Annotated in this window: 24 protein-coding genes; 13 read left to right on the top strand and 11 right to left on the bottom strand. The window is 72.3% G+C overall.

The genetic code is table 11. From position 1 onward, the window contains the following. The first annotated feature begins 9 nt into the window (after positions 1 to 9). The 3 genes from ACLQ25_RS17225 to ACLQ25_RS17215 are packed head-to-tail and all read left to right on the top strand — an operon-like array spanning position 10 to position 1,727. Positions 10 to 552 carry an NUDIX hydrolase gene (locus ACLQ25_RS17225; RefSeq protein ID WP_396799128.1) on the top strand — a complete coding sequence of 181 codons (543 nt, stop codon included), beginning with the start codon at positions 10 to 12 and terminating at the stop codon, positions 550 to 552. Continuing rightward, a complete protein-coding gene (locus ACLQ25_RS17220; RefSeq protein WP_425731876.1) occupies positions 549 to 1,403 on the top strand; it encodes a sugar phosphate nucleotidyltransferase in 855 nt (284 codons plus the stop codon). The genes ACLQ25_RS17225 and ACLQ25_RS17220 overlap by 4 nt, the downstream gene beginning before the upstream one ends. 36 nt (positions 1,404 to 1,439) lie before the next feature. Continuing rightward, the gene (locus tag ACLQ25_RS17215) at positions 1,440 to 1,727 is read left to right on the top strand and encodes an Lrp/AsnC family transcriptional regulator (RefSeq protein ID WP_355049387.1); all 288 of its coding nucleotides are present in this window, start codon (positions 1,440 to 1,442) and stop codon (positions 1,725 to 1,727) included. A gap of 87 nt (positions 1,728 to 1,814) precedes the next feature. On the opposite strand, the gene ACLQ25_RS17210 is transcribed toward ACLQ25_RS17215, so the two are convergent. The 5 genes from ACLQ25_RS17210 to ACLQ25_RS17190 all read right to left on the bottom strand — a co-directional run bounded on the left by ACLQ25_RS17210 (position 1,815) and on the right by ACLQ25_RS17190 (position 6,992). Then, positions 1,815 to 2,495, bottom strand: coding sequence for a DUF4142 domain-containing protein (locus ACLQ25_RS17210; protein WP_355049386.1), 681 nt, complete (start codon positions 2,493 to 2,495; stop codon positions 1,815 to 1,817). Positions 2,496 to 2,690: 195 nt separating this feature from the next. Beyond that, a complete protein-coding gene (locus tag ACLQ25_RS17205) occupies positions 2,691 to 4,322 on the bottom strand; it encodes a cytochrome b N-terminal domain-containing protein (RefSeq protein WP_425731875.1) in 1,632 nt (543 codons plus the stop codon). Then, positions 4,319 to 5,416, bottom strand: a complete 1,098-nt coding sequence (locus tag ACLQ25_RS17200) for a cytochrome bc1 complex Rieske iron-sulfur subunit (RefSeq protein ID WP_396799125.1) — start codon at positions 5,414 to 5,416, stop codon at positions 4,319 to 4,321. The genes ACLQ25_RS17205 and ACLQ25_RS17200 overlap by 4 nt, the downstream gene beginning before the upstream one ends. A gap of 64 nt (positions 5,417 to 5,480) precedes the next feature. Next, positions 5,481 to 6,320 (bottom strand): cytochrome c, encoded by an 840-nt coding sequence (locus ACLQ25_RS17195; protein WP_425731874.1) that lies wholly within the window; start codon positions 6,318 to 6,320, stop codon positions 5,481 to 5,483. A gap of 72 nt (positions 6,321 to 6,392) precedes the next feature. Beyond that, entirely contained in the window at positions 6,393 to 6,992 is a 600-nt protein-coding gene (locus ACLQ25_RS17190) for an aa3-type cytochrome oxidase subunit III (protein ID WP_357126727.1), read from the bottom strand. Between the two features lie 108 nt (positions 6,993 to 7,100). Between ACLQ25_RS17190 and ACLQ25_RS17185 the strand changes: the two genes are divergently transcribed. The 3 genes from ACLQ25_RS17185 (at position 7,101) to trpD (ending at position 9,752) form a co-directional block, all read left to right on the top strand. Then, a complete protein-coding gene (locus tag ACLQ25_RS17185) occupies positions 7,101 to 8,090 on the top strand; it encodes a cytochrome c oxidase assembly protein (protein ID WP_425731873.1) in 990 nt (329 codons plus the stop codon). Between the two features lie 109 nt (positions 8,091 to 8,199). Beyond that, positions 8,200 to 8,595, top strand: coding sequence for a hypothetical protein (locus tag ACLQ25_RS17180; protein ID WP_425731872.1), 396 nt, complete (start codon positions 8,200 to 8,202; stop codon positions 8,593 to 8,595). Positions 8,596 to 8,684: 89 nt separating this feature from the next. Beyond that, positions 8,685 to 9,752, top strand: coding sequence for an anthranilate phosphoribosyltransferase (trpD, locus tag ACLQ25_RS17175; RefSeq protein ID WP_425731871.1), 1,068 nt, complete (start codon positions 8,685 to 8,687; stop codon positions 9,750 to 9,752). A gap of 51 nt (positions 9,753 to 9,803) precedes the next feature. Here trpD and ACLQ25_RS17170 read toward each other — a convergent pair whose 3' ends face one another. From ACLQ25_RS17170 to coxB, 3 genes are all read right to left on the bottom strand, one after another. Next, positions 9,804 to 10,010 (bottom strand): hypothetical protein, encoded by a 207-nt coding sequence (locus ACLQ25_RS17170; RefSeq protein WP_425731870.1) that lies wholly within the window; start codon positions 10,008 to 10,010, stop codon positions 9,804 to 9,806. Between the two features lie 268 nt (positions 10,011 to 10,278). Further along, the gene (locus ACLQ25_RS17165; RefSeq protein ID WP_355049377.1) at positions 10,279 to 10,704 is read right to left on the bottom strand and encodes a cytochrome c oxidase subunit 4; all 426 of its coding nucleotides are present in this window, start codon (positions 10,702 to 10,704) and stop codon (positions 10,279 to 10,281) included. 9 nt (positions 10,705 to 10,713) lie between these two features. Further along, positions 10,714 to 11,685 carry a cytochrome c oxidase subunit II gene (gene coxB / locus ACLQ25_RS17160; protein WP_425731869.1) on the bottom strand — a complete coding sequence of 324 codons (972 nt, stop codon included), beginning with the start codon at positions 11,683 to 11,685 and terminating at the stop codon, positions 10,714 to 10,716. Positions 11,686 to 11,879: 194 nt separating this feature from the next. Between coxB and ACLQ25_RS17155 the strand changes: the two genes are divergently transcribed. Together ACLQ25_RS17155 and ACLQ25_RS17150 are read left to right on the top strand one after the other, a co-directional pair. After that, positions 11,880 to 13,031, top strand: a complete 1,152-nt coding sequence (locus ACLQ25_RS17155) for a cysteine desulfurase family protein (protein ID WP_425731868.1) — start codon at positions 11,880 to 11,882, stop codon at positions 13,029 to 13,031. Continuing rightward, on the top strand, positions 13,028 to 13,261 hold the full coding sequence (locus ACLQ25_RS17150; protein WP_425731867.1) for a sulfurtransferase TusA family protein: 234 nt from the start codon (positions 13,028 to 13,030) through the stop codon (positions 13,259 to 13,261). The genes ACLQ25_RS17155 and ACLQ25_RS17150 overlap by 4 nt, the downstream gene beginning before the upstream one ends. 114 nt (positions 13,262 to 13,375) lie before the next feature. Here ACLQ25_RS17150 and ACLQ25_RS17145 read toward each other — a convergent pair whose 3' ends face one another. From ACLQ25_RS17145 to ACLQ25_RS17135, 3 genes are all read right to left on the bottom strand, one after another. Then, positions 13,376 to 14,353, bottom strand: a complete 978-nt coding sequence (locus ACLQ25_RS17145) for a carbohydrate kinase family protein (protein WP_425731866.1) — start codon at positions 14,351 to 14,353, stop codon at positions 13,376 to 13,378. A 149-nt stretch (positions 14,354 to 14,502) separates the two neighbouring features. Beyond that, positions 14,503 to 14,871, bottom strand: coding sequence for an iron-sulfur cluster insertion protein ErpA (erpA, locus tag ACLQ25_RS17140; RefSeq protein WP_282257478.1), 369 nt, complete (start codon positions 14,869 to 14,871; stop codon positions 14,503 to 14,505). 158 nt (positions 14,872 to 15,029) lie between these two features. Next, positions 15,030 to 16,169, bottom strand: coding sequence for a glycerate kinase (locus tag ACLQ25_RS17135; protein ID WP_425731865.1), 1,140 nt, complete (start codon positions 16,167 to 16,169; stop codon positions 15,030 to 15,032). A 68-nt stretch (positions 16,170 to 16,237) separates the two neighbouring features. Between ACLQ25_RS17135 and nadA the strand changes: the two genes are divergently transcribed. The 5 genes from nadA (at position 16,238) to ACLQ25_RS17110 (ending at position 25,456) form a co-directional block, all read left to right on the top strand. Next, positions 16,238 to 17,413, top strand: a complete 1,176-nt coding sequence (gene nadA, locus ACLQ25_RS17130) for a quinolinate synthase NadA (RefSeq protein WP_425731864.1) — start codon at positions 16,238 to 16,240, stop codon at positions 17,411 to 17,413. A gap of 212 nt (positions 17,414 to 17,625) precedes the next feature. Beyond that, positions 17,626 to 18,981 (top strand): UDP-N-acetylglucosamine 1-carboxyvinyltransferase, encoded by a 1,356-nt coding sequence (murA, locus tag ACLQ25_RS17125; RefSeq protein ID WP_203177790.1) that lies wholly within the window; start codon positions 17,626 to 17,628, stop codon positions 18,979 to 18,981. Between the two features lie 113 nt (positions 18,982 to 19,094). After that, positions 19,095 to 19,688, top strand: a complete 594-nt coding sequence (locus tag ACLQ25_RS17120) for a DUF3043 domain-containing protein (protein WP_425731863.1) — start codon at positions 19,095 to 19,097, stop codon at positions 19,686 to 19,688. Positions 19,689 to 19,844: 156 nt separating this feature from the next. Next, positions 19,845 to 20,396: a helix-turn-helix domain-containing protein gene (locus ACLQ25_RS17115; protein WP_425731862.1), complete on the top strand. Its 552-nt coding sequence runs from the start codon at positions 19,845 to 19,847 to the stop codon at positions 20,394 to 20,396. Positions 20,397 to 20,767: 371 nt separating this feature from the next. Then, on the top strand, positions 20,768 to 25,456 hold the full coding sequence (locus tag ACLQ25_RS17110) for a WG repeat-containing protein (protein ID WP_425731861.1): 4,689 nt from the start codon (positions 20,768 to 20,770) through the stop codon (positions 25,454 to 25,456). Positions 25,457 to 25,475 lie beyond the last annotated feature (19 nt).

The following is a 25,475-nucleotide window of genomic DNA, read 5'->3' as shown; positions in this document are numbered from 1 at the left end:
CCTCAAGGAATGATCCCCCGTTCCCGTGCCACCGGTCGGGCCGTCTTCTACCAGGCCTTCTACCGGCTGCCGCTGCCGGTGCGCCGGCGTCTGGTCCGGCTCGCCGTACCGAAGTACATCGTCGGCGCGGTCACGTTGGTCCGCGACACCGAGGCGACGGGCGCGGGTCGGTTGCTGATGCTGCGCCAGCCTCCCGGCAAGGGCTGGTCGCTCCCCGCCGGCCTGCTGAACCGGGGTGAGCCCCCGGTCGTGGGCGCGGCCCGCGAACTGTTCGAGGAGTCCGGCGTACGGCTGCCGCCGTCCCGGCTGCGCCCCGCCGTGCCGAACGCGATCGTGCACGCCAAGGGCTGGGTGGACATGGTCTTCGAGGCGGAGGTGCCGGCGTCCAGCACCGAACTGGTGGTGGACGGCGGGGAGGTCTTCGAGGCCGCCTGGCATCGGTTGGACGACCTGCCCAAGCTCACCTGGCCGACCGCGCGGCTGCTCGCCTACTACGACATCGGGCCGCTGGCCGGGCAGTTCCCGCCGCCGGTGCCCGACACCGCGCCATGACCAGGGCGAGCTGGCCGGTGGACGTCTGCGCGGTCGTGCTCGCCGCGGGCGAGGGCACCCGGCTGCGCCCACTCACCGAACGGGTGCCCAAGGCGCTCTGCCCGGTCGGTAACGTGCCGCTCCTGGATCGGGCCCTGGATCGGTTGGCCGGTCTGGGCCTGAGGAGTCCCGCACGGGTCGCGGTGAACGCCTGCTACCTCGCCGACCAGGTGGTCGCGCACGTCGGCGACCGCGCCCACCTGTCGGTGGAGCCCGGCGACCCGCTCGGCACGGCGGGCGGGGTGGCGAACCTGCGGGACTGGATCGACGGCCGACCGGTCCTGGTCGGCAACGCCGACGCGTACCTGGCCGATCCGGCCACCGCGCCGGGCCCCGACGTGGCCGCGCTGCTCGACGGTTGGGACCGGGACTCCGTACGCCTGCTCGGGCAGCCCGCCGCCGACCCGCACGCGCCGGGTACCTTCGCCGGGCACTGCTTCACCGGCTTCTCGCTGCTGCCGTGGCGACTGGTCCGCGACCTGCCGGTGGTCATGTCCGACCTGGTGCGCGCGGTGTGGCGTCCGGCGGAGGCGGCCGGGGCGCTCGACGTGGTGCCGTACGCGGGCACCTTCTACGACACCGGGACGCCGGCCGACTACCTGGCGGCCAACCTGCACGCGGCGGCCGGCGGCGTGCTCGTCGACGAGTCCGCCACAGTGCCCGGGAACTGCGTCGAATCGGTGGTCGGCGCCCACGCCCGAGTGGACGGCGACGTCCGGCGCAGCGTGATCTGGCCGGGCGCGACCGTACGAGAGGACGAGCGTCTGCGGAACGTGATCCGCTTCGGCGACGACGGGACGGTGCAGGTCTAGCATGGGCGACGACGCCGACGAACGGAGAAATGCCCCGTGATCACCGCGATCGTGCTGATCGACTGCGCCACCGACGCGATCCCCGAGGTGGCCGATGCCCTGGCCAACGTCCCCGGCGTCAGCGAGGTCTACTCGGTGGCGGGGCACGTCGACCTCATCGCCATCGTCCGGGTCCGCGAGTTCGACCAGATCGCGCAGGTCATCGCGGGCAGCATCTCCAAGGTGCCGGGCGTGCTGAACACCGAGTCGCACATCGCGTTCCGGGCGTACTCGAAGCTCGACCTTGAGGAGACGTTCGCGATCGGCCTCGCCGACGCCGACTGACGCGCGGGCCGCGTGCGCGGCCAGGGCGGAACGTGCCGCGGCCGGCCCACCCCGCACGGGTGGACCGGCCGTCGCGCTACCGCGAGATCAGCTCTCGCTGGGAGCGGGCCGCTCGGTGGTGCCGAGGCCCGGTTCCGGCGACTCGGTGATCCCACCACTCGGAGCCGGCGACTCGGTGACGCCACCCGGAGCCGGCGACGAGGTGCCCGGGCTGGGCGTGCCGCTGGCGCTGGTCTGCGGGACCGGGATGCCCAACTGGTTGGCCAGCTGGACCAGCTCGTCGTAGTGCGCCTGCAGCGTCGGCAGGGCGGTCTGGGCCAACTGGACCACCGACTGCTCGGAGCCCTGCGAGATCTCCGTCTGGGTGGCCTGGATGGCCTGGACGTGACCGGCCAGCTCACTGGTCACCCAGAGCCGGTCGAACTCCGCGCCACTGACGTTGTTCAGCTTGTCGATGACCGCCTGCTGATCGGTCGTGGGCTCGTTCGGCAGCTGGACGTTGAGCTGCGACGCGGTCTGCTGCACCGTCTGGTCCAGCTGGGTGTGGTCGGTCTTGAACATCGCGCCCAGGTCCTTGACCCCCTGGTTCTGGCCCTTCTGCTGAGCCAGGTCACCGGCGGTGATCTCGAAAAGGTTGACCTGGTGCACCGCCTGCAGATACTGGGTGTCCTGCGTCGACGGCTGTGCCGCTGCCTGGGCGGCTGCTGCCGGCGCGACACCCACCAGCACCAGCGCGGCCAACAGGCCGAGGCGTTTGAGACCCAACATGCTTCCCCCCCTAGAGACGTTGGATCGCACGGATACCCGACTCACGGGGGTTATTCCTGCGATCGCCCGGCGCGCGGGGTCGGCCGGTCCCGCCGTGCCCGTCCGACTCCTCCTCGGTTGGGCGACCGGACACCGGAAACGGCGTGACGCCCGCCGGAAGTCCGGCGGGCGTCACGTGACGGTGCTGTCGGGAGGTCAGCGGCGGCTCTCGCCGCTGCCGATCTCCGCACGATCTCCCCGGGGCTCGACCGGCGGGTGACCCGGCGAGACCGGCGCCTCGACCGGCTTCTCGATCGGGTAGAAGAAGCCCCGGACCGCCGGGCCGAGGGCCCCGAGCCGGTTCATCTTCTTCGGTACCACCCAGCCGACGTACTCGAGCTCACCGTGGCCGTCCGCGTGCCCGTTCGACGCGCTGAGCGGCTGGTGGACCTCGACGAACCGACCGTCCGGCAGACGCCGGATGATGCCGGTCTCGACGCCGTGCGCGAGCACCTCCCGGTCGTGCTGCTGCAGACCCAGGCAGAGCCGGTAGGTGACGTAGTACGCCAGCGGCGGAACCAGGAGCAGACCGACCCGGCCCGCCCACGTCATCGCGTTCAGGCTGATCTGGAACTTGTCGGCGATCACGTCGTTGGCGCCCGAGAGCGTCAGCACGATGTAGAAGGCGACGGCCATGGCGCCCACGGCCGTACGGGCCGGAACGTCGCGGGGCCGCTGGAGCAGGTTGTGGCTCTTGCGGTCCTTGAGGTGCCGGGCCTCCAGGAACGGGTACATCGTCGACAGGCCGACCAGGATGCCGGGCAGCACGACAGTGGGCCAGAACAGCGGCGGGATGACGTACCCGTCGCCGATCGGGATGTTGATCTCCCACGCCGGCATGAGTCGCGTCGAGCCGTCGAGGAACATGACGTACCAGTCGGGCTGGCTTGCGGCCGAGACCACCCACGCCTCGTACGGCCCGAACAGCCAGATCGGGTTGATCTGGAACAGACCGCCCAGCAGCGCGATGACGCCGAAGACGACCATGAAGAAGCCGCCCTGCTTCAGCGCGTAGCGGGGGAACATCCGCTCGCCGACCACGTTGTTGTTGGTCCGGCCGGGGCCGGGCCACTGGGTGTGCTTCTGCTTGAAGACCAGACCCAGGTGGGCGCTGATCAGCGCGAGCAGCAGGCCCGGGATCAACAGGACGTGGGCGATGAAGAACCGGCTGATGATGATCGTGCCGGGGAACTCGCCACCGAAGACCGACGACGTCACCCACGAGCCCACCACCGGGATGGACAGCATGATCGCGGAGGCGATCCGCAGACCGGTGCCGGACAGGCCGTCGTCCGGCAGCGAGTAGCCGGTGAAGCCGGCCAGGAAGCCGACCCAGAACAGCAGCGAACCGATGATCCAGTTGGTCTCGCGCGGCTTGCGGAAGGCGCCGGTGAAGAACACCCGCAGCATGTGCACGACGATCGCGGCCATGAACAGCAGCGCCGCCCAGTGGTGCATCTGCCGCATCACCAGACCGCCCCGGACGTCGAACGACAGGTCCAGGCTGGAGGCGTACGCGGCGGACATCGGGGTGCCCTGCAACGGCGCGTAGCTGCCGTCGTAGACCACCTCGGTCATCGCCGGCTCGTAGAAGAAGGTCAGGAACACACCGGTGAGCAGCAGCACGATGAACGAGAACAGCGCGATCTCGCCCAGCAGGAACGACCAGTGGTCCGGGAAGACCTTGTTCAGCAGCTTGCGCAGCGGCGTGGCCACCGCGAAGCGGTCGTCCACCCCCGCCGCGGCCTTGCCCGGCGTGGCCGCCAGGTCAAACTTTCGACGCTTCATGGCCGCTCCCAGAAGTCAGGCCCGACGGTCTCGGTGTAGTCGGACTTCGCCACGAAGAAACCCTCGGAGTCCAACTCGATCGGCAGCTGCGGCAGCGACCGGCTGGCCGGGCCGAACACGGGCCGGGCGTTGTCGGTGATCAGGAACTGGGACTGGTGGCACGGGCAGAGCAGCCGGTTGGTCTGCTGCTCGTAGAGGCTGGCGGGGCAGCCGGCGTGCGTGCAGATCTTGGAGAACGCCGCGTAGTTGCCCCACATGTAGTCCTTGTGGTGCTTCACGCCGGGGCGCGAGTTGGCCTCGCGGGACTTCTGGGCGTCCGCGTCGCGCAGGTGGATCAGCAACGTCGGCGAGTCGGCGTGCCGGTTGCTCACACCGTGCTCGATGCCGGGGAAGACGGTCAGCTGACCACCGGCGCTGATGTCCGCCGGGCGGACCGGGCGGCCGTCCTCGCGGACCAGCCGGATCTTCTGCCCGTTCTCCGTCGGGGCGAACCCGGTGGTGAACATCTGGTTGTTCTTGTGCGGCTGGGAGATCAGGCCACCGACCAGCGGCGCCGCAGCGACCGCGGCGACCGGCGCGAGACCGGCCAGCAGCGAGATGCCGAGCAGCGGACGACGCTTGATGCCCATCTCATCGGCCAGGTAGAGCATGGTCTGGCCGGTGATGGTGCGACCCTCGGAGTCGACCTGACCCTCGTGCCGGTCCTGGATCGAGACCTCCTTGGGCAACAACTTCTTGCCCCAGGTCAGGATGCCGAAGCCGACGGCGAGCAGGGCCACGCCGAGGGTGGCGCCCAGCAGCGGCGTGTAGAACTTGTCGCCGCCGCGACCCGGCTCGTACTGCCACGGCCACCAGATGTAGATGGCCAGGAAGGCGGTCGCCGCCAGACCGGTGATCAGGAAGAACCCGGCCACCACGCGGGTCAGCCGACGCTCCGCCTTGGTGCCCGGCAGCACCTGCGGCTCGTAGTGGACGATCTCGATGTCGTCCCGGCGCGCGCCCTCGCGGACGATGTCGAACCGGCTCAGCCTGGGGTCGTTCACGTCGAGCGGCTCCGGGCCCTGCGAGGCCTGGTGCTCGGTGTGCGTGCTCATGCCGTCACCTCGCTACGGGTGGCGCCGAGCGGCACCACGGCGGTGGAACTGAAGATCCGCTCGGTCACGACTTACCCGCAATCCACAGGCTAGCGAACACGAGCGCCACGATGCCAACCAGGAAGATCGCCAGGCCCTCGGTGGACGGCCCGTACCGACCGAGGTTGAACCCGCCCGGGTCCTGGTCGGTCTTCAGCGTCTCCTGGATGTAGGCGATGATGTCGGCCTTCTGCTCCGGAGTGATCTGGTTGTCGCCGAACACCGGCATGTTCTGCGGGCCGCTCAGCATCGCCGCGTAGATCTGCCGGTCCGTCGCGGGGTGCAGGCTCGGGGCGAACTTGCCCGAGGAGAGCGCACCGCCGCCACCGCCGAAGGCGTGGCACTGCGAGCAGTTGATCCGGAACAGCTCGCCGCCGGCCGCGACGTTGCCGTTCTCGTGCAGGTCCTCTTCGGTGCCCGGGACGACCGGACCGCCGCCGAGTTCCTGGATGTACTGGGCGAGCTGCCGGGTCTGCTCGTCGGTGAAGACCGGGGGCTTGCGGTGCGCCTGGGCCTCCTGGCGGGCCAGCGGCATACGGCCCGAGCTGACCTGGAATTCGACCGAGGCCGCGCCGACGCCGATCAGGCTCGGCCCGCGGCCCTCGACGCCCTGGGCGTTGCGTCCGTGGCAGGTCACACAGCTCACGTCGAACAGCGCCTTGCCCTCGGCGGCGGCGCCGGTGAGCGGCGGATTGTCCTGCGCCTGCGCACCGGGCGCGAAGACGGTGTAGGCGCCGCCGGCGAGCATCAGCGCCGCGATCAGCCGGACCGCGGCGCCCAGCCGGCGGCGGCCCCTGCTGCGCGCGGCGGGCCGCCCGCGCAACCGCGCGAGCAGGCCGCGTCGGCGGTCGTTGTCAGAAGTCATGAGCTGTGTCCTTAACCGGTTGGACCTTGTCTCAGGGGACGGAGCAGCGGCGCGGTTCGTGACGCGCCAAGATCACTGAAGCCAGTAGATCATGGCGTACAGGCCGATCCACACGACGTCGACGAAGTGCCAGTAGTACGACACGACGATCGCCGAGGTCGCCTGCGCCGGGGTGAACCGGCCCATGGTCGTGCGGACCATGAAGATGATGAAGGCGATGAGACCGCCGGTCACGTGCAGGCCGTGGAAGCCGGTCGTCAGGTAGAACATCGAGCCGTAGCCGTCGGCGTTGATCCTGACGCCGTCCTCCACCAGGTGGCGGTACTCGTTCACCTGGCCGAGCACGAAGATCAGGCCCATCACGAAGGTGACGGTGAACCAGCGGCGCAGCGCGTGCACGTCACCCTTCTCCGCCGCGAAGACGCCGAGCTGGCAGGTCACCGAGGACAGCACCAGGATCACCGTGAAGGTGGTCGCGTACGGGATGTTCAGCGACTCGGTGTGCTTCTCCCACTGCTCCGGCGCAGCCGCGCGGATCGAGAAGTACATCGCGAAGAGCGCCGCGAAGAACATGAGTTCGCTGGAGAGCCACACGATCGTCCCCACGCTGACCATGTTGGGTCGCGTCAGAGAGTGGATCCGGCTCTTGTCAATGGCTGGGGCCGCAGTCACGCCGTCATTATTGCCCCTGACCGGGGCCGGCGATCAGCGGGGTGGCAAACCTGCGCCTTCCGTGGCCCGGGCGTCAGGGTCCGGTTCGCCTGGCCTAGCCTGAAAAGCGTGCTGCACGTCGATCCCATCCTCGCCGCCACCTCGGTCGTCCCGGCCGATGTGCTCGCGGCCACCTCGGCGGGCCCGTCGACGCTGGCCGCCGGGGCCGAGGCGACCCCGCCACCGTTCACCATCGGCGCGGTCCTGACCGAGACCCGGTTGGACAGCTGGCTGGCCCTCGGCCTGGTGCTCGCCGCCGGCCTCTACCTGTACGGGGTGCACCGGCTGCGCATCCGAGGCGACCGCTGGCCGGTCGCCCGTACCGTCTTCTTCCTCGGCCCCGGCCTCGGCGGCATCGCGCTCGTCACGGTCAGTGGGCTGCACGCCTACGACACCGCGCTGCTGTCGGTGCACATGGTCCAGCACATGGTGCTCTCCATGGTGTCGCCGATCTTCCTGGCGCTGGGCGCGCCGATGACGCTGGCCCTGCGGACCCTGCCGGTCGGGCCACGCAAACGCCTCCTGGCCATCGTGCACAGCCGGATCGCCCGGGTCTACAGCTTCCCGCTGGTCGCGTTCGCCATCTTCGTGGTCAACCCGTTCGCGCTGTACTTCAGCGACCTGTACCGCTTCACGCTGGAGCACGCCTGGGCGCACGAGCTGGTGCACGCGCACTTCATCATGACCGGCTGCGTGTTCTTCTGGCCGCTGCTCGGCCTCGACCCGCTGCCGGGCCGCTGGCCGTATCCGGCGCGGGCGCTGCTGATGCTGCTCTCCGTGCCGTTCCACACCGTGCTCGGGCTCACCATCATGCAGAGCACCACGCTCTTCGGTGGCGACTGGTACCCGTCGCTCAACCTGAGCTGGTCCGACCCCAAGGCCGACCAGGTGGTCGCCGGCGGCATCCTCTGGGCCGGCGGCGAGTTCGTCAGCGTCACCATGCTCGCGGTGCTGGTCGTGCAGTGGGTCAAGCAGTCCGAGCGGGAGGCCCGCCGCGTCGACCGCGAGCTGGACCGCCAGGAGGCGCGCGACCGCGCGGCCGAAGCCACAACGGCCTGAGCTGCGCAGACGGCACGCCCGACGTGCGGGAAGCGGGCGGCGTGTCAGGTACGTCACGTCGGCCGGTACGATCGGCGGGCAGCTACGAGGTTGGAAGCGGAGTGTCGGCATGAGTGAGCGTCTGTGCACCGTCCTGCTCTACAGCGACGACCCGCAGGTCCGTGACCGGATGCGGCTCGCCGTGGGCACCCGGCCCGCGCCCGGCCTGCGGATCGAGTTCGTCGACGCGTCGACCTACGCCGAGACCATCCGGCTGGTCGACGACTACGAGATCGACCTGCTGCTGCTCGACGGCGAGGCCAGCCCCGGCGGCGGCATCGGCATCGCCCGGCAGATCAAGGACGACCGGGACGACGCGCCTCCCACCTGCCTCGTGATCGCCCGCGCCGCGGACCGATGGCTCGCCGCGTACGCCGAGGTCGACGCGACGCTGGTGCACCCGCTCGACCCGGTGACCACCGGCGGCACGGTCGCCGAGCTGCTGCGGACGCACGCACCCGCCTGACGTCCCCGCGTCACCGGCACCGACACGGCGCCGGCCGAGCCTGCGCCGGTTCCAGCCCACCCGCACTTCGTACGCTCGGGAGGCCCGCCATGGGCGATCGGACCTGGCCGCACCTGCTCAACTCGCTGCTGCGCGGCGAGGAGCTGTCCACCGCCGACACCGCCTGGGCCATGGACGAGATCATGACCGGTTCAGCGAGCCCGGTGCAGATCGCCGGGTTCGCGGTGGCGCTCCGGGCCAAGGGCGAGACCCCTGCCGAACTGGCGGGTCTCGTGGAGGCGATGCTGGGCCGCTCGGTGCCGGTCGTCCTCCCGGAGGAGCTGCGCCGCACTGCGCTCGACGTCGTCGGCACCGGCGGTGACCTCGCCCACACGGTCAACATCTCCACGATGACGGCGCTGGTGGTCGCCGGCGCGGGCGTACGCGTCGTCAAGCACGGCAACCGGGCCGCCTCATCCCTGTGCGGCACCGCCGACCTGCTGGAGTTCCTCGGCATCCCGCTGGATCTCGGCCCCGAGCAGGTCGCCCGCTGCGTCGAGGAGGCCGGCATCGGGTTCTGCTTCGCGGCTCGCTTTCACCCCGGGATGCGACACGCCGGACCCGTTCGCCGCGAGGTGGGCGTACCCACCTTCTTCAACTTCCTCGGCCCGCTCACCAACCCGGCGCGCCCCCGGGCCGGCGCCGTCGGCTGCTTCGACTCCCGGATGGCGCCGGTCATGGCAAGCGTGTTCGCCGCGCGCGGCGACTCGGCCATCGTCATGCGCGGCGAGGACGGGCTGGACGAGTTCACCACCGCCGCGCCGACCCGCGTCTGGGCGGCGCAGAACGGGACCGTACGCGAGGCCGTGCTGGACGCGAGCGACCTGGGCGTACCCCGGGCCACCCTGAGTGACCTGCGCGGCGGTGACGCGGCGTACAACGCCGGTGTCGCCCGTCGCCTGCTGGCCGGTGAGACCGGCCCGGTACGCGACGCGGTCCTGGTCAACGCGGCGGCGGCGCTCGCGACGCAGGGGCCACTCGACGGCGACCTGACCGAGGCGCTGCGCGCCGGCCTGGACCGCGCCGCCGAGTCGATCGACTCGGGCGCGGCGGCGGGCGTCCTGGAGCGCTGGATCGAGATCGCGACCACCACGGCCGAGGCCGCGACCACCGCCTGATCCGCTCTCCCGAGGCGCCGCGAAGCGTGCTGCGGGGGTTAGGCGGCGTGGTCAGGCGGCGTGGCGGCGGGTGGGCTGGCGGCGGCGGCGCTCGGCCAGCCGGGTGACGGGCGCGACGAACGTGGTGATCACCACGGCCGCGCCGCAACCGGTGCAGACCAGTTCGGGACAGTCGCTGCCGTGGCCGTCGACGCAGGGTGGCGCCTCGAACGGCGTCACGCCCTCGCACACGTCGCAGTAGAGATCGCGGTGCGACATCGGGCGTCTCCTCTCACTCCAGGCGACCGCCCCCGGAGCGTGACAACGACGCACAACGGAAGCGGAGAACTACTCGCCTGTAGTTTCCCACGCGGGTCCGACAAATCTCCGCGCCCGCCCCCCGTGCTGCAAGATCCACTCGACATCACCGAAGGCGCGGTGTCCGGGCCGCCGGGACACCCCGAATTCCAGGAACCCGGGTCGATCAAGCGCACCGAACGACGAAGGCCCGCTCCCCGGGGGAGCGGGCCTTCGTTCGGTCGGACGATCAGTGCTCGGCGGTGCGCCGGGTGCCGCTGTAGTACTCGAACAGCAGGCCGCAGGCGGCGAAGACGACCGCCACCAGGCCGAGACCGATCAGCCAGAACTGCCAGAACACCATGCCCAGCGCGGCGATCGCGGCGGCCAGCGCCAGACCGAACGGCCAGTAGCTGCCCGGGCTGAAGAAGCCGACCTCACCGGCGCCGTCGGCGATCTCGGCGTCGGCCCGGTCCTCGGGGCGCAGGTCGATACGGCGGGAGACGAACCAGAAGAAGCCACCGCACATCGAGCAGAGCAGGAACGACAGCGCCAGGGCAACCGTGCCCACCCACTCGATGTTGCCGGACTCACCGTGCGTCCAGGCGCCGTAGAGGATGGTCGCGCCGAAGAGGAACCCGGCGATGATCAGGAAGATACGCCACTCGGTCTTCATGCGGCTGCCTCAGCTTCCCGTTCCTGCCGGAGCTTTGTCCGGTCTGAAGTTGCTCTGCGTCCGTCGGGTGTCGAACGGCTTCGTGGTCTCGGCGTACGGCTCCTCGCCGATCTGGGCCAGCGCCTCCTGGGTGGACTTGCCGCCCTGCTTGGCCGCGAGGAACTGGTCGTACTTCTCCGGCGAGACGACCCGCAGCTCGAAGTTCATGAACGCGTGGTAGCTGCCGCACAGCTCGGCGCAGCGGCCGACGTACGCGCCCTCCGCGTCCAGGCTGGAGACCTCGAAGACGTTACGGATCTTGCCCGGCATGACGTCCCGCTTGAACAGCAGCTCCGGCACCCAGAAGGAGTGGATGACGTCGCGGCTCGTCTCCTCGAACCGGATGGACCGGTTGGTCGGCAGCACGAGCACCGGGATGACCTCGCTGGTGCCCAGCGTCGACGCGGTGGTCTTGGCCTCCGTGCCCTGACCGTCGCGGTAGTTGAACTGCCAGTTCCACTTGAACGCGACGACCTCGACCGTGACGTCCGGGTTCTTCGACAGCTTGTCGACGTCGGTCTGCACGATCGCCGTGTAGTAGAAGAGCACGGAGACGATCAGGATCGGCGCGATGGTGTAGAGGAACTCCATCGGCAGGTTGTAGCGGGTCTGCACCGGCAGCGCGTTGCCACGCTTGCGGTACCGCACGACACACCAGAAGATCAGGCCCCACACGAAGACGCCGACCGCGAGGGCGGCGACGCAGGAGGCGATCCACAGGTCGTACATCCGGTGCGACTCGGGCGTGATGCCGCCCTGGGGCCAACCGAAGCCGCCGAACGTCTTGCCGACGTCACAGCCCGTGAGCAGCACCAGCAGCGCCACGCCCCCGAGACCGAGCCCGGCCAGCCGACCGGCACCACGTCCCCGGCGTCCACCGACCCGTGGGGCAGCACCGTGCCGTACGGCCGACGGCCGTACCTCCGAACTCCTTGCGACCACCTGGTCCTGCCTCCCTAGCGCGCCGCGGTGCGTCGTTCGTCAGCACCGACGGCAAAGGCGTCACCGACGGTCGCAGATTACTCGACCATGACGGACTCGGCCGTGGTGGGGTCACTGTCCGCCCCCATCGGGGGGATCCTGGGCATAACGCCGCGATAGCGTGGGGACCCGTGAGCGCATCAGCGTGGGGACCCGTGAGCGCATCCCCGGTCTACCTGGACGCGGCGACGGCCGCGCCGCTGCATCCGGTCGCCCGGCAGGCGCTGCTGGCGGCCCTGGAGGACGGCTGGGCCGACCCGGGGAAGCTCTACAGCCAGGCACGCCGCGCGCGACAACTGCTCGACGCCGCCCGCGAGGCCGCCGCGCAGACGCTCGGCGTCCGCGCCGACGAACTGTCCTTCACCCCCAGCGGTACGACGGCAGCCCACGGCGCGGTGCTCGGCGCGCTGGCCGGACGGCGTCGCGTCGGGGCGACCCTGGTGCACTCGGCGATCGAGCACTCCGCCGTCCTGCACGCCGCCGAGCGGCACGTCGCGGCCGGCGGCGCCGCCACCGCCGTACCGGTCGACCGGGTGGGCCGGCTGGACCTGGCCGGCTGGTCGGACGCCGTCCGTGCTCCCGGCGTCGCGCTGGCGGCGCTGATCAGCGCCAGCCACGAGGTGGGCACCGTGCAGCCGGTCGCCGAGGCGGCGGCCGTCTGCGCGGAGGTCGGGGTGCCGCTGTACGTCGACGCGGCGCAGTCGGTCGGACGGGTGCCGCTGCCGGCCGGCTGGTCGGTGCTCAGCGCCAGCGCCCACAAGTGGGGCGGGCCACCCGGGGTGGGGTTGCTGGCGGTGCGCAAGGGCACCCGCTGGGAGTCACCGTGGCCGGCCGACGAGCGGGAGGGTGGTCGTACCCCCGGGGTGGTGAACCTGCCCGCGGTGGTGGCGGCGGCGGCGAGCCTGCGCGCGGCGGCGGCCGACGCGGCCACCGAGGCGGCCCGGCTGTCCCCGCTGGTGGACCGGATCCGGACGCGGGTCGCGGCGGAGGTGCCCGACGTGGAGGTGGTCGGCGATCCGGTGCTTCGCCTGCCGCACCTGGTGACGTTCTCCTGCCTGTACGTCGACGGCGAGACGCTGCTGCACGCGCTGGACCGGCGGGGGTTCGCGGTGTCGTCCGGTTCGTCCTGCACGTCGTCCACGCTGCGGCCGTCGCACGTGCTGGAGGCGATGGGGGTGCTCTCGCACGGCAACGTGCGGGTCAGTCTGCACCGAGACACCACCGAGGAGGACGTCGAGCGGTTCCTCACCGAGCTGCCCGGGATCGTCGCCGGCCTGCGGGCCGACGCCGGGGTGGTCGGGCTGTGACGATGCCAGACGAGGTGATCGACTGCCGGGGTCAGCGCTGCCCGCTGCCGGTGATCGCGGCGGCCCGGCGGATGCCGCAGGTGCCGGTCGGCACGGTCGTCCGGGTGCTCGCTGACGACCCGGCGGCGGCGGTCGACCTGCCAGCGTGGTGCCGCATGCGCGGCCAGGAGTACCTCGGCGCGGTGACCGGCCCAGAAGGCCCCGCCTACGACATCCGCCGCACCCACTGACCCGCGGCCATCCCTCTCCCCCGCGATCTTGCACTTTCGGTGGCGACAAGAGCGGACACCAGCCGCAAAACGGCGCCACAAAGTGCAAGATCGGCGCGGGGACCGGGGTGGGGGTTACGGGAGGAGGTGGGGGCGGATCTCTTCGGCTGCCACGTCGCCGTAGGACTCGGCGAGGCGCTTGACGAACAGGTCGCGGCGTACGTCGTACTCCTGGGTGCCGACCGTCTCCAGGACGAGCGTGGCCAGCAGCGAGCCGACCTGGGCGGCGCGCTCCAGGCCAAGACCCCAGGAGAGCGCGGTGAAGAAACCGGCCCGGAAGCCGTCGCCGACACCCGTGGGGTCGACGGCCCGGATCTCCCGGGCGATGGGTACGTGGATGGGGTCGATACCCCGACCGGCGATCTCGACGCCGTCCTTGCCCAGCGTGGTGACCCGCACCTTCACCAGGTCCAGCAACTGGTCGTCGCTCAGCTGCGCCTTGCTCTGTAGCAGCGACTTCTCGTAGTCGTTGGTCATGAGGTACTCGGCGCCTTCGATAAGCGCCACCACGTCCTCGCCCGGCATGCGGGCGAGCTGCTGGGAGGGGTCGGCGGCGAACGCGTACCCGCGGGTGCGGCACTCGGCGGAGTGCCGCAGCATCGCCGCCGGGTCGTTGGCGCTGACCAGCACCAGGTCCAGCCCGCCGAGCCGGTCGGCGACCGGGGCCAGTTCGATGTTGCGCGCCTCGCTCATGGCGCCGGCGTAGAACGAGGCGATCTGGCACATGTCGGTGTCGGTGGTGCAGACGAACCGCGCGGTGTGCGCGACCTCACTGACGTGCACGGAGTCGCAGTCCACGCCGTGCCGCTCCAGCCAGGAGCGGTAGTCGGCGAAGTCCGCGCCGACCGCCCCGAGCAGCACCGGGCGCAGCCCGAGCTGCCCCATGCCGAAGGAGATGTTCGCCGCCACCCCACCGCGTCGGAGCACCAGGTCGTCCACCAGGAAGGAGAGCGAAACCTTGTGCAGTTGATCGGCGATGAGCTGGTCGGCGAAGCGACCTGGGAAGCTCATCAGGTGATCGGTGGCGATCGAGCCGGTCACGGCGATCTTCATGTCAACCTCAGGGTCGGGAGCGGGGCGCGGTCAGCCTACCGGCCCCGTAACCGGGGCGTGCCCGGTCCGTCGGGCAACGGAAACCAGCTCGTCACGACGAAGGGGCCGCCCCGAAGGACGGCCCCTTTCTCGCTGGTGTGGTGCGTGACTCAGTTGAACGAGTCGCCGCAGGCGCAGGAGTTGCCCGCGTTGGGGTTGTCGATGGTGAAGCCCTGGGCGTCGATCCGGTCGGCGAAGTCGATCGTCGCGCCGGCCAGGTAGGGGGCGCTCATGCGGTCGACGACGACCTCGACGCCACCGAAGTCGGTGACGACGTCACCGTCGAGCGAGCGCTCGTCGAAAAAGAGCTGGTACCGCAGGCCGGAGCAGCCGCCCGGCTGCACCGCGACCCGGAGCCGCAGGTCGTCGCGGCCCTCCTGCTCGATCAGGGCCTTGACCTTCTGCGCCGCGACGTCGGTGAGGACGACGGAAGTAGGGGCCTGGGCCTCGGTCGACTCGGTCTGCGCTGGCGTGGTCACGTGGAAGTCTCCCTGCGCGGTTTTGGGTCCGGACGCACTGGCCAACGTCGCGCGCCGTCCAGTGATTCCCGGTTGTGGTCCAGTTCCGATGGTACGCCGCCCCGGCCGGGCGTACCCGCGTGGCGGGCCCCCGGCCCAGGTGGGACGGTGGCGCGCGCTCAGCGGCTCCACTGCCGGGCCAGCCGGGCGCCCAGTTCGCGCAGCCCGTCGGCGGGGCGGCTCAGCGCGGCGGCGAGCCCGCCGGTCTCCTCGCCGCCGAAGTGCTCCACCAGGCTGTAGGCGTCGGTCACTCCGGCCGAGGCGGCCTCCCGCCGGCCGGTGCTGACCTGGCCGGCGACCACCACGCAGGGCACCCCACGGTCCCGGGCGGCCCCGGCCACCCCGGCGACGACCTTGCCGCGCAGCGACTGGTGGTCGAAGGACCCCTCCCCGGTGATCACCAGGTCGGCGGCGTCCAGGGCGGCGTCCAGCCGGTTGGCGCGGGTGACCAGACCGATACCGGACTCGACGGTGCCGCCGAGCGCGAGGACCGCCGCGCCCAGGCCGCCGGCGGACCCGCCGCCGGGCAGCGCGCCCAGGCCCGCCGGGCAGCCGGGCAGGTCCCGTTCCAGCACCGCCGCGAAGCGTTCCAGGGCGGCGTCGAGCAGCAGCACGTCGGCCCGGTCGGCGCCCTTCTGCGGACCGAAGACGTTACTCGCGCCGTGCAGGCCGAGCAGCGGGTTGTCCACGTCGGTGGCGGCGACCAGCCGGGCGTCCCGCAACCGGGGTACGCCGTCCAGCGCGTCCACCGCGGCCAGCGCGGCTCCGCCGTACGGCATCGCCGCGCCGGTCCCGTCCAGCGGAGTCGCTCCCAGCGCGGCGAGCATGCCCGCGCCGGCGTCGTTGGTGGCGGAGCCGCCCAGCCCGATCACCACCGTCCGGGCCCCGCTCTCCACGGCGGCGGCCACCAGCAGACCCAGCCCGTACGACGTGGCGGCCTTCGGGTCGCGCTCGTCGGCGGCGAGCAGGTGCAGTCCGCACGCCTGGGCGCTCTCCAGGTAGGCGGTCGCGCCATCGGCGGTGAGCAGGATCTCACCCGCCGCCGGACGGCCCAGCGGATCGACCGTCGACACCGGCAGCCGCCGGCCGCCGAGCGCTTCGGCGAGCACCTGGACGAAGCCCGGCCCGCCGTCGGCGAGGGGCCGGATCAGCAGGTCATCCTCGTCGGTGACGGTGCGCCAACCGGCGGCGACCGCGGCGGCCACCTCCGGTGCGGACAGGGTGCCGGCGAACTTGTCCGGGCAGAGCAGCACGCGCATGGCGAGCAGTGTGGCAGCACACACCGAGCGGAGCTGCGGCGCGCTCGCGCTGTGGGACCATGGGCTACGTGACTTCGACCTGGGTGGAACCCTCCAACACGGCGACGGCTCTGCTGCTGCTCGGCCGGGGCAGCGACCCCGACACCGAGCGCGGCGTCGAGTGTCCGGGCGACCTGCCGGCGCCCAGCGATCCCGACCTGGTGGCCCGCGCCACGGCGGCGAAGGCGAAGCTGGGCAGCAAGGTCTTCGTGCTGGGGCACCACTACCAGCGCGACGAGGTGATCCAGTTCGCCGACGTGACCGGTGACTCGTTCAAGCTGGCCCGGGAGGCGGCGGCCCGTCCGGAGGCGGAGTACATCGTCTTCTGCGGCGTGCACTTCATGGCCGAGAGCGCCGACATCCTCACCACCGGCACCCAGCGGGTGATCCTGCCCGACCTGGCCGCCGGCTGCTCGATGGCGGACATGGCCGTGCTGGGTCAGGTCGAGGCCGCCTGGGACACGCTTACCGAGCTGGGCATCGCGGGCGACACCGTGCCGGTGACGTACATGAACTCCTCGGCGGACATCAAGGGCTTCGTGGGGCGCAACGGCGGCGTGGTCTGCACCTCGTCCAACGCCAAGCGGGCCCTGGACTGGGCGTTCGAGCAGGGACAGAAGGTGCTCTTCCTTCCGGACCAGCACCTGGGCCGCAACACGGCGGTACTGGAGATGGGCCTGTCGCTGGACGACTGCGTGCTCTACGACCCGCACAAGCCCGGTGGCGGGCTCACGCCGGAGCAGCTGCGCGACGCCAAGATGATCCTCTGGCGGGGGCACTGCTCGGTGCACGGCCGGTTCACGCTGGACAGCGTCAACGACGTACGGGAGCGGGTGCCGGGCGTCAACGTGCTGGTCCACCCGGAGTGCCGGCACGAGGTGGTCACGGCCTCCGACTACGTCGGCTCGACCGAGTACATCATCAAGACCATCGAGGCGGCGCCGGCCGGCTCGGCGTGGGCGCTGGGCACCGAGCTGAACCTGGTCCGCCGGCTGGCCCTGGCCCACCCCGACAAGCAGATCATGTTCCTCGACAAGGCGGTCTGTTACTGCTCGACGATGAACCGGATCGACCTGCCGCACCTGGTGTGGGCGCTGGAGGAGCTGGTCGCGGGCCGGGTGGTCAACCAGATCACGGTGGACGCCAACACCGCCCACCACGCGCGGGTGGCGCTGGACCAGATGCTCGCCCTGCCCGGCGCATGATCACGATGCGTGACGTCCCTGGTACACAAAAGTGCCGGATCACCGATTAATGCCACACACGCCGGTCTGACCGAGTCCTTTTTCGTCACCGAGGGCTATGCTGCCGGAGCGACGACGCGAGCGGGCCGTTTCGAGATGGCCGCATCCGGGGTAGCGACAAGGTTCACGCTCCCCACCATCAACACAGCAGCACCGAAGCGCTGGAGGTTGCGTTGACCGACGACGTCCTGGTCGTGCATGGAGGCACTCCGCTCGAAGGGCGGATCCGCGTGCGCGGCGCGAAGAACCTGGTTTCGAAGGCGATGGTCGCCGCACTGCTGGGCGACAGCCCGAGCCGGCTGTTCGACGTGCCGAAGATCCGCGACGTCGAGGTGGTCCGGGGTCTGCTCGGTCTGCACGGCGTCAAGGTGACCGACGGCGCCGAGGACGGTGAACTCGTCTTCGACCCCGCGAACGTGGAGAGCGCCAGCACCGACCAGATCAACGTGCACGCCGGTTCGAGCCGCATCCCGATCCTGTTCTGCGGGCCGCTGCTGCACCGTCTCGGGCACGCGTTCATCCCGGACCTGGGCGGCTGCCACATCGGCCCGCGTCCGATCGACTTCCACCTGCAGGCACTGCGGGAGTTCGGCGCGACCGTCGACAAGCGGCCCGAGGGGCTGCACCTGTCCGCGCCGAACGGGCTGCACGGCACCAAGTTCGCCCTGCCGTACCCGAGCGTCGGCGCCACCGAGCAGGTGCTGCTGACCGCGGTCATGGCCGAGGGCGTCACCGAGCTGCGCAACGCCGCCGTCGAGCCGGAGATCATCGACCTGATCTGCATCCTGCAGAAGATGGGCGCGATCATCAAGGTCCACACCGACCGGGTGATCGAGATCCAGGGCGTGCCGAAGCTGCACGGGTACACCCACCGGCCGATCCCGGACCGGATCGAGGCCGCGAGCTGGGCCGCCGCCGCGTTGGCCACCCGTGGTCACGTCGAGGTCCTCGGCGCCCAGCAGGCCGACATGATGACCTTCCTGAACATCTTCCGGTCCGTCGGCGGCGAGTACGAGGTCACCGACGCCCGCGCGCCGAAGCTGGGCGACCCGGGCCAGGAGGGCGGCATCCGCTTCTGGCACCCGGGCGGCGAGCTGAACGCCGTGGCGCTGGAGACCGACGTGCACCCGGGCTTCATGACCGACTGGCAGCAGCCGCTGGTCGTGGCGCTGACCCAGGCCCGTGGCCTGTCGATCGTCCACGAGACGGTCTACGAGCAGCGGCTCGGCTACACCGAGGCGCTGAACTCGATGGGCGCCAACATCCAGGTCTACCGGGACTGCCTCGGCGGCACCCCGTGCCGCTTCGGCCGGCGCAACTTCAAGCACTCGGCGGTGATCGCCGGGCCGAGCAAGCTGCACGCCGCCGACCTGGTCATCCCGGACCTGCGGGCCGGGTTCAGCCACCTGATCGCGGCGCTCGCGGCCGAGGGCACCTCCCGCGTGTATGGCGTCGACCTGATCAACCGGGGCTACGAGGACTTCGAGGCGAAGCTCGCCGACCTGGGCGCGCACGCCGAGCGCCCGTAACCTCCCTCACCAACTGTTCGATTCCGACGGCTCCAGGTCGCGCTGCGACCTGGAGCCGTCGCCCGTTGCACCGCGATGTGCACCGGGCGCGAACCGTTGGCTACCCTTGCCGCGTGCCGTCGCTCTTTCGCCGCAAGTCCACCGACCTCGTCGACGAGGCCGTCTCCTCGGTGACCCCCGAGGAGACCGCCGACCGTCCCCGGGGCTACACCCCGGCCAAGGGCCGGGAGACGCCGAAGCGGCCGACGGTCGGCCGGCGTCCGGCCGGCCCGAGCCGCCCCCTCACCAAGGAGGAGGAGCGGGAACGGCGTCGTCAACTGCGCACCGAGGCCGCCGCCGACTTCCGCCGCGAGGGTGGCCCGCGCGACCGGGGCCCGGAGCGGCTGCTGGCGCGCAACGTGGTCGACTCCCGTCGTACCGTCGGCACCTGGTTCTTCGGCGGCGCGCTGATCGTGCTGATCGGCTCGAACGCCGCGATGCCGCCGGTGGTCCGGCTGATCTCCAACGTGCTCTGGGGCGCCCTGGCCCTCGGCGTGGTCGTCGACTCGGTGCTGATCTGCCGCAAGATCAGCAAGTTGGTCCGGCAGCGTTTCCCGAAGACCGACCAGCGGATGGGCTCGCTCTACCTGTACGCCGTGATGCGCTCGATCACCTTCCGGCGGATGCGCACTCCGGCGCCCGCGGTGAAGCTCGGCGACAAGGTCTGATCCCGGCGACCCGTCGCCGGGACACCCGCTCCGGCCGCGTTGGTGGCAAAGGACGTCGGGCGGTTGCCGTTCGTTGTACCGTGCGCGTAGTCCCGCACGGTGAACAGGTCCCCGTTGTTCGTGACCGCGAACGATGATCCAGTGGAGCGAACACGCATGCCCGGAGAACCATCGGCCAGCGTCGCCGCCGCCCTGCGCCGCGAACGCGAGCGGGCCGGAGTCTCGCTGACCGAGCTGGCCGCCCGGGCGGGGACGCCCGAGTCCACGCTGTCGGCGCTGGAGTCGGGGACCGGTGACCCGAGCGTGGAGACGCTGTGGGCGATCGGCGTGGCGCTGGGCGTGCCGTTCAGCCGGCTCGTGGAGCCGGCGGCCGACAACCTCCGGGTGATTCGTGCCGGCGAGGGCCCCCGGGTCCGCTCCGAGCGGGCCGACTTCACCGGGACGCTGCTCAGCGCCGGAACGTCGCGGGTACGCCGGGACATCTACCTGATCGAGCTGGAGCCAGGCGCGGTCCGGGAGGCGGACGGACACACGCCGCACAGCGTGGAGCATGTGGTGGTGGCCGCCGGACGGCTGCGGGTGGGCCCCGAGAGCGACGTGGTCGACCTCGGCCCGGGTGACTACGCGACGTTCCCCGGCGACCTGCCACACCGGTACGAGGCGCTGGTCCCGGGGACGTTCGCCGTCCTCGTCATGGAGCATCCCTGACCCGGTGCTCCGGTCCGTTCGGGCGGCGGGTGGGGTATCGTCGAAGGTCAGATTCGGTTATCGACCTAAATGTCCGGAACCATCGGATAACGTTTGCGCTCGTGGGCGCTGCCACAGTGGCGGTGAACGAGCCCGCGCCGTTACCCTCCATCCGCAGCCACGCCCTGCCGGAACGGGCGACCCGACCGGCACGCGAGGCCCCAGCGCGACAATGTGCAACGAGGTGACAACGCCGTGAGCGAGCGGACGCGAGCCGGCCACCGGAGCGTGGCAGGCGGCGACCGGACGCCCAACGGCCAGCGGGACACGAGCGCCACCTCACCGTCGACGGGGAGCGGCCGAGCGGTCGGGTGTGGCGACGGGCTCGACGGATGAACGGCCGCTACACCGACCGGTGGCGGGATCCGAACGAACCGTCCTGGGTGGTCGAACCGACCACCGAATGGCAACCCCAGTTCCCCGGCCAGCGCTACCCCGGTGACATCGGCGCCACCCACCAGTCCCCGCCACCGCGCGGACGGGCGAGCGCGGTGGGTCGTGCCGAGGTGCCCCCGCTCGCGCCCACCCGCCCGGACGGCACCTACCTCGGCCGCTCCTGGGCCGACGAACCTCCGGCCGAACCCGAGGGCCGGTGGCGGGCGGACGACGAGCCAGACCAGTCCTACGGCTGGCCACGCGGCGACGAGCGGACGCCCGACGCGTCGCGACAAGGCCGCTCCGAACCCGCGTACTACGACCATGAGCCGTACCGCCGCCCGCTCCCCGAGCCGCCCCGGCGCGAGGAGCGCCGCTCGCCCGAGTCGGACCGCCGTACCGCCTGGTCCGACCGACGCCCCGGCGACGACCGGACGCCCGGCCGCGAGGCCGCGTGGCACCGCGAGCAGCCCGTTTTCGATGGGTACGACAGCCGCCGTCGCCGACCCGAGCCGACCGACCGGGACCGGGCGTACCCGACGTCACCGCCGGTCTCCCCCGGGCCCTACTCCCCGGCGCCCCGCGGTGACTCGGGCTGGGTGTCCGAGCCCGACGAGCCACCGCGCCGACGCGGCACGTCGGAGCGACCGGCCGCCGCCCACGACCGGCAGCCCGTGGACGGGTACGGCGTCCGGCCGACCCGGAACCCCGAGAGCCGCCCGACTGACGGCTGGGCCGCCGAGGGCGCCGGCCAGTGGGCGCCCATCGACGGTCGCAACCGCTACCGGGCCGATGGCCAGCCCGACCGTCGCCCCGACGAAGCCCGCCGGTCGGATCGCTGGCCGGACGACGACGCCCGCCGTACGGAGCGCGGCCTTACCGACGACGCCCGCCGTGCGGAGCGCCGGCCCGACGACGCCCGCCGGCCGGAGCGCGGCGTTGCCGACGAGCGGTCCCGGGTGGAGGCTGGCCCCGGCGGGTCCAGCGAGTGGCAGCGCCGCCCGGACGAGATGTACGGGCCGCCCCAGACATCCGAGGGCGGACGGCGACGCCGCCCCGAAACGGACGCGCCGCAGCAGCAGCCCCGCCGCGACGACGACCGCCGCCGTCCCGACGTCGAACCGCACCGCCAGCAACCCCGCGAGGCGGCAGCGCGCGCCGAGGCGTACCCGGACCGTCGTCCGCGCGAGACGGCCCGACCGGAGCCGTACCGCGAAGAGAGCCGCCGCGACGAGGCCTACCGCGAGCCCCGCTCGGGTGGCGGCCTGCCCTGGCCGGCGCCCGGCCCGGTGCATCCGGACCGCACCCGGGAGCCGGGCTACCGGCCCGAGCCGTACCGCGACACCGAGCCGCGCGTGTTGTCGCGGCCGCCGACCGCCCCCACACGGCCGCCGACCGCCCCCACACGGCCACCGGCAGAGCCGGGCCGGTACGACGAGCGGCCGGTTCGCCCCGCCGCGAGCGCGTCACCCACCTACAGTCGGGCCACCCCGGTCCCGCCCACACCCGTCTCCCCGGCCGCGCCGGGCACCGACCGGGTGCCTCCGGACCGGCCCGTCTCCCCCGCCGCTCCCGGACGGGACGCACCCGTCTCCCCCGCCGCCCCCGGACGGGACGCGCCCATCTCCCCCGCCGCCCCCGGGCGGGACGCACCCGTCTCCCCCGCCGCTCGCGGGCGGGACCGGCCTGTCTCGCCCGCCGCCGGGTGGGAGGAACCGCTGTCGGCGACGCCCGTCTCCCCCGCGCCCGCCGACCACGAGCGGCGACCGCCCACCTCGTCCGGCCGGCCGGAGTACGACCGGCCGGTGTCGGGCCTGCCGGTCTCGCCGGCTGTGGACGCTCCGATCTCCGGTCCGCCGGCCGCGCGGCTCCGGGTGGAGTTCCTGCCCGCCCCGGTGGATCCCCCGTCGTCGGACGAACAGTCGGGGTCGCCGCCCCGGCCCGAGCACCGGCCTACCGAAGCCGCGCCGACCGCTGAGGCCCGGCACACCACTGCGCCGCGTTACCCCGGCCAGGACAGCCGCCCGCCCGTCGCGCCGCCACCGACCTGGCAGCGACCGGAGCCGCCCGCCACACCGGCGACGCCGAGGTCCTCCACACCCGACGCCGAGCCGTCGCTTCCGGTCGCCCCGGGGGTGCCGCGTCGCTACGTGCCTCCGACGCCCACCGAGACGTCCGCGCCAACCACCCCGGAGCCGGCGGCGACACCGGTGCGGGGACCCGATGCCTGGTTCAGCCCCGCCACCGAGCCGGATCAGGACGCGCCGGCGGCAACCGACAAGGCGTCGACGGCCGCCGCCACAGACGACGACCGGGCCGTCGTCGACGTACCGGCAGGGTCACCGCCCGGGACCGGGGACACGCACGACACGATCGCGTCGACCGAACCGCTGCTCGACCGCCCGGCCACCGACCAGCGACCCGACGCTGGCGAGGCCGTCGCGGCACCGGTCTCCGCGCCCCCGGTCTCCGCGCCACCGGTCTCCGGCGAGCCGTCGGAGTGGCAGAGCGAGTCCACTGCGGACGACTTTGACGAGGTGGCCGTCCGGAGAAGCACGCCGTCCGTCGACGGTGCCGCCGGCCCGCAATCGTCGGACCGGCCGTCGTCGTCGCCGGGGCCGAACGCCGCGGCCCCGTCGACCACCACGCGGGGCACCGACGCGGGGCCCGCGCCGTCGACCGAGGCGGATCGCACGACACCCGAGCCCGCAACGGCGTGGTCCGCCGACGCGGACTCCGTCGCGGCAAGCACACCGACCGCGCCTGCGTCGGCACCACCGACCGCGCCCGTGTCGGCACCGCCGGCCGCGTCCGTTTCGGCACCGCCGGCCGCGCCCACGACCGCCTTCGCGGCGCCCACCTCCGCACCACCCGCCGCCGCGCCTGAACCCGTTCCCGCACCGGACGGCACGGCGGCGGGCACCACCACGGCACCCTCCACGTTCGATGCCCCGCCGGAACGCACCTACGCGTCACCCGCGCCCGAACCGGCCTCCGGACCACCCGCCGCCCCCGAACCCACCACAGCACAGGCCGCCCCCGAGCCCACTTCCCCGCCACCGGCTGCGGCGGAACCCGTGCCCGCCACCCCCGAACCCGTCTCCGCGCCACCCGCCGCCACCGAACCGGTTACCGCGCCCGCCGCCACCGAGCCCGTCTCCGGGCCGCCGGCGGCGTCCCCGCCCACGCCCGCGCCACCCGCCTCCGCAGAGACCGTCACCCCAGAGACCGTCACCGCAGAAGCCGCCTCCGCCGTACCGGCCGTCGTCATCCCGGGGCCGCGTGACCCGTCCGAGGCGGACGCGCCCGTGTCCTCGCCGCCGGACACGGCGACGGGGCCGGTGCGTCCGTCGCTGTCCGACGAGGGCGACCCGGAGCAGGTCCTGGCCGCATACCGCTGGCGGCTGGACCCGGTGACCCTGCGCGAGGAATTGACCGAACCGGACGGCATGCGGGCCATCCGGCGGCGGCTGACCGAGAAGTTGGGTACGTCCATCGACAACCGGGCCCGCGCGCGGCTGCTCAGCCTCCGGGCGGTGGCCTCGCGGATCCTCGGCGACCTCGACGACGCGTTGGCCGACGGACGACTCGCCCTCACGTACGCGGAGGCCACCGGTGAGCTGCGCCGGACCGCGCTCGCGCAGGCGCGGCTGGCGCACGTGCTGCGGTGGCGGGGTGACTTCGCCGAGGCCGACCAGCTCTTCGCCGAGGCCAACTCGGTCGAGCTGCCCGACCGGTTGCGCGCCGCCCTGCACGAGCACGCCGGACGCTGTTGTTACGACCAGGGCCGCCTGATGGAGGCCTGCCAGCACTTCGAGCGGGCGCTCGATCTGCGCGGCGCGGCCGACGCCGAACTGCTGGACCGGGTGCGGGTGGCCCTCGACGCGGTCACCGTGCGCGCGGCGGACGGCTTCGGGCCGTACCCCCGGGGTCGGGACGAGGTGCTGGACCGCGACCGGCCCCCGCAGCCGGACCGCGACGGGCCTCTGTGGGGTTACACCGACCAGGCCGGGGACGTTGCCGTTCCCGCCCGGTACGCGGAGGCGCAGCCGTTCCACGACGGGCTGGCCTGGGTGCGGCGGCCGGACACCGACCGGTGGTCGCTGATCAACATGCTGGGTACGACGGTGATCCCGCCGACGTACCGGGCGGTGCGCCCGTTCAGCGACGGTCTGGCCTGGGTGGTCACCGACGGCGGATGGACGGCGATCGACCCGACGGGCGCGGTGCAGGTCCCACCGAACTTCGCCGACGTACGACCGTTCCGCCGCGGACTGGCCACGGTGAAGCGCGAGGGCTGGGGGGCGGTCGACCGGACCGGACGGATCGTGGTGCCGACCCGCTACCACGCCTTCGTCACCGAGTTGACCGACGCGGGGCCGGTCGACGGCTTCACCGAGGAGGGTCTCGCGGTCGTCGACGTGGCTGGCCGGCGCGGTGTGGTGGATCGCACCGGCACGGTGCTGGTGCCACCGTCGTACCCGGTGGTGGTCATCCACCCGGTGGCGTTCCTCGTCAGCGGCGGCGGTCGGTGGGGCGCGCTGGACCGTCGTGGCGCGTCCCTGATCGACCTGGTGCATCCCGATCGCGGGGCGGTGCTGGAGGAGATCGACCGACTGTTGACCGACGCCAATCCCGTGCTCTGAGTCGCCACTCGGCGATCGT

This window comes from Micromonospora sp. DT44 (genome assembly GCF_049841635.1).
Taxonomy (GTDB): Bacteria; Actinomycetota; Actinomycetes; order Mycobacteriales; family Micromonosporaceae; genus Micromonospora.
Note: the sequence above shows the minus strand (reverse complement) of the source record. Positions and strands in the feature narration are given on the sequence as shown.

Bases quoted from the DNA above. Each gene is read 5' to 3' on its own strand.
- ACLQ25_RS17225 (WP_396799128.1), top strand. From the start codon at position 10: ATGATCCCCCGTTCCCGTGCCACCGGTCGGGCCGTCTTCTACCAGGCC.
- ACLQ25_RS17220 (WP_425731876.1), top strand. From the start codon at position 549: ATGACCAGGGCGAGCTGGCCGGTGGACGTCTGCGCGGTCGTGCTCGCC.
- ACLQ25_RS17210 (WP_355049386.1), bottom strand. From the start codon at position 2,495: ATGTTGGGTCTCAAACGCCTCGGCCTGTTGGCCGCGCTGGTGCTGGTG.
- ACLQ25_RS17205 (WP_425731875.1), bottom strand. From the start codon at position 4,322: ATGAAGCGTCGAAAGTTTGACCTGGCGGCCACGCCGGGCAAGGCCGCG.
- ACLQ25_RS17200 (WP_396799125.1), bottom strand. From the start codon at position 5,416: ATGAGCACGCACACCGAGCACCAGGCCTCGCAGGGCCCGGAGCCGCTC.
- ACLQ25_RS17195 (WP_425731874.1), bottom strand. From the start codon at position 6,320: ATGACTTCTGACAACGACCGCCGACGCGGCCTGCTCGCGCGGTTGCGC.
- ACLQ25_RS17180 (WP_425731872.1), top strand. From the start codon at position 8,200: ATGAGTGAGCGTCTGTGCACCGTCCTGCTCTACAGCGACGACCCGCAG.
- trpD (WP_425731871.1), top strand. From the start codon at position 8,685: ATGGGCGATCGGACCTGGCCGCACCTGCTCAACTCGCTGCTGCGCGGC.
- ACLQ25_RS17170 (WP_425731870.1), bottom strand. From the start codon at position 10,010: ATGTCGCACCGCGATCTCTACTGCGACGTGTGCGAGGGCGTGACGCCG.
- ACLQ25_RS17165 (WP_355049377.1), bottom strand. From the start codon at position 10,704: ATGAAGACCGAGTGGCGTATCTTCCTGATCATCGCCGGGTTCCTCTTC.
- ACLQ25_RS17145 (WP_425731866.1), bottom strand. From the start codon at position 14,353: ATGAAGATCGCCGTGACCGGCTCGATCGCCACCGATCACCTGATGAGC.
- ACLQ25_RS17135 (WP_425731865.1), bottom strand. From the start codon at position 16,169: ATGCGCGTGCTGCTCTGCCCGGACAAGTTCGCCGGCACCCTGTCCGCA.
- ACLQ25_RS17115 (WP_425731862.1), top strand. From the start codon at position 19,845: ATGCCCGGAGAACCATCGGCCAGCGTCGCCGCCGCCCTGCGCCGCGAA.
- ACLQ25_RS17110 (WP_425731861.1), top strand. From the start codon at position 20,768: ATGAACGGCCGCTACACCGACCGGTGGCGGGATCCGAACGAACCGTCC.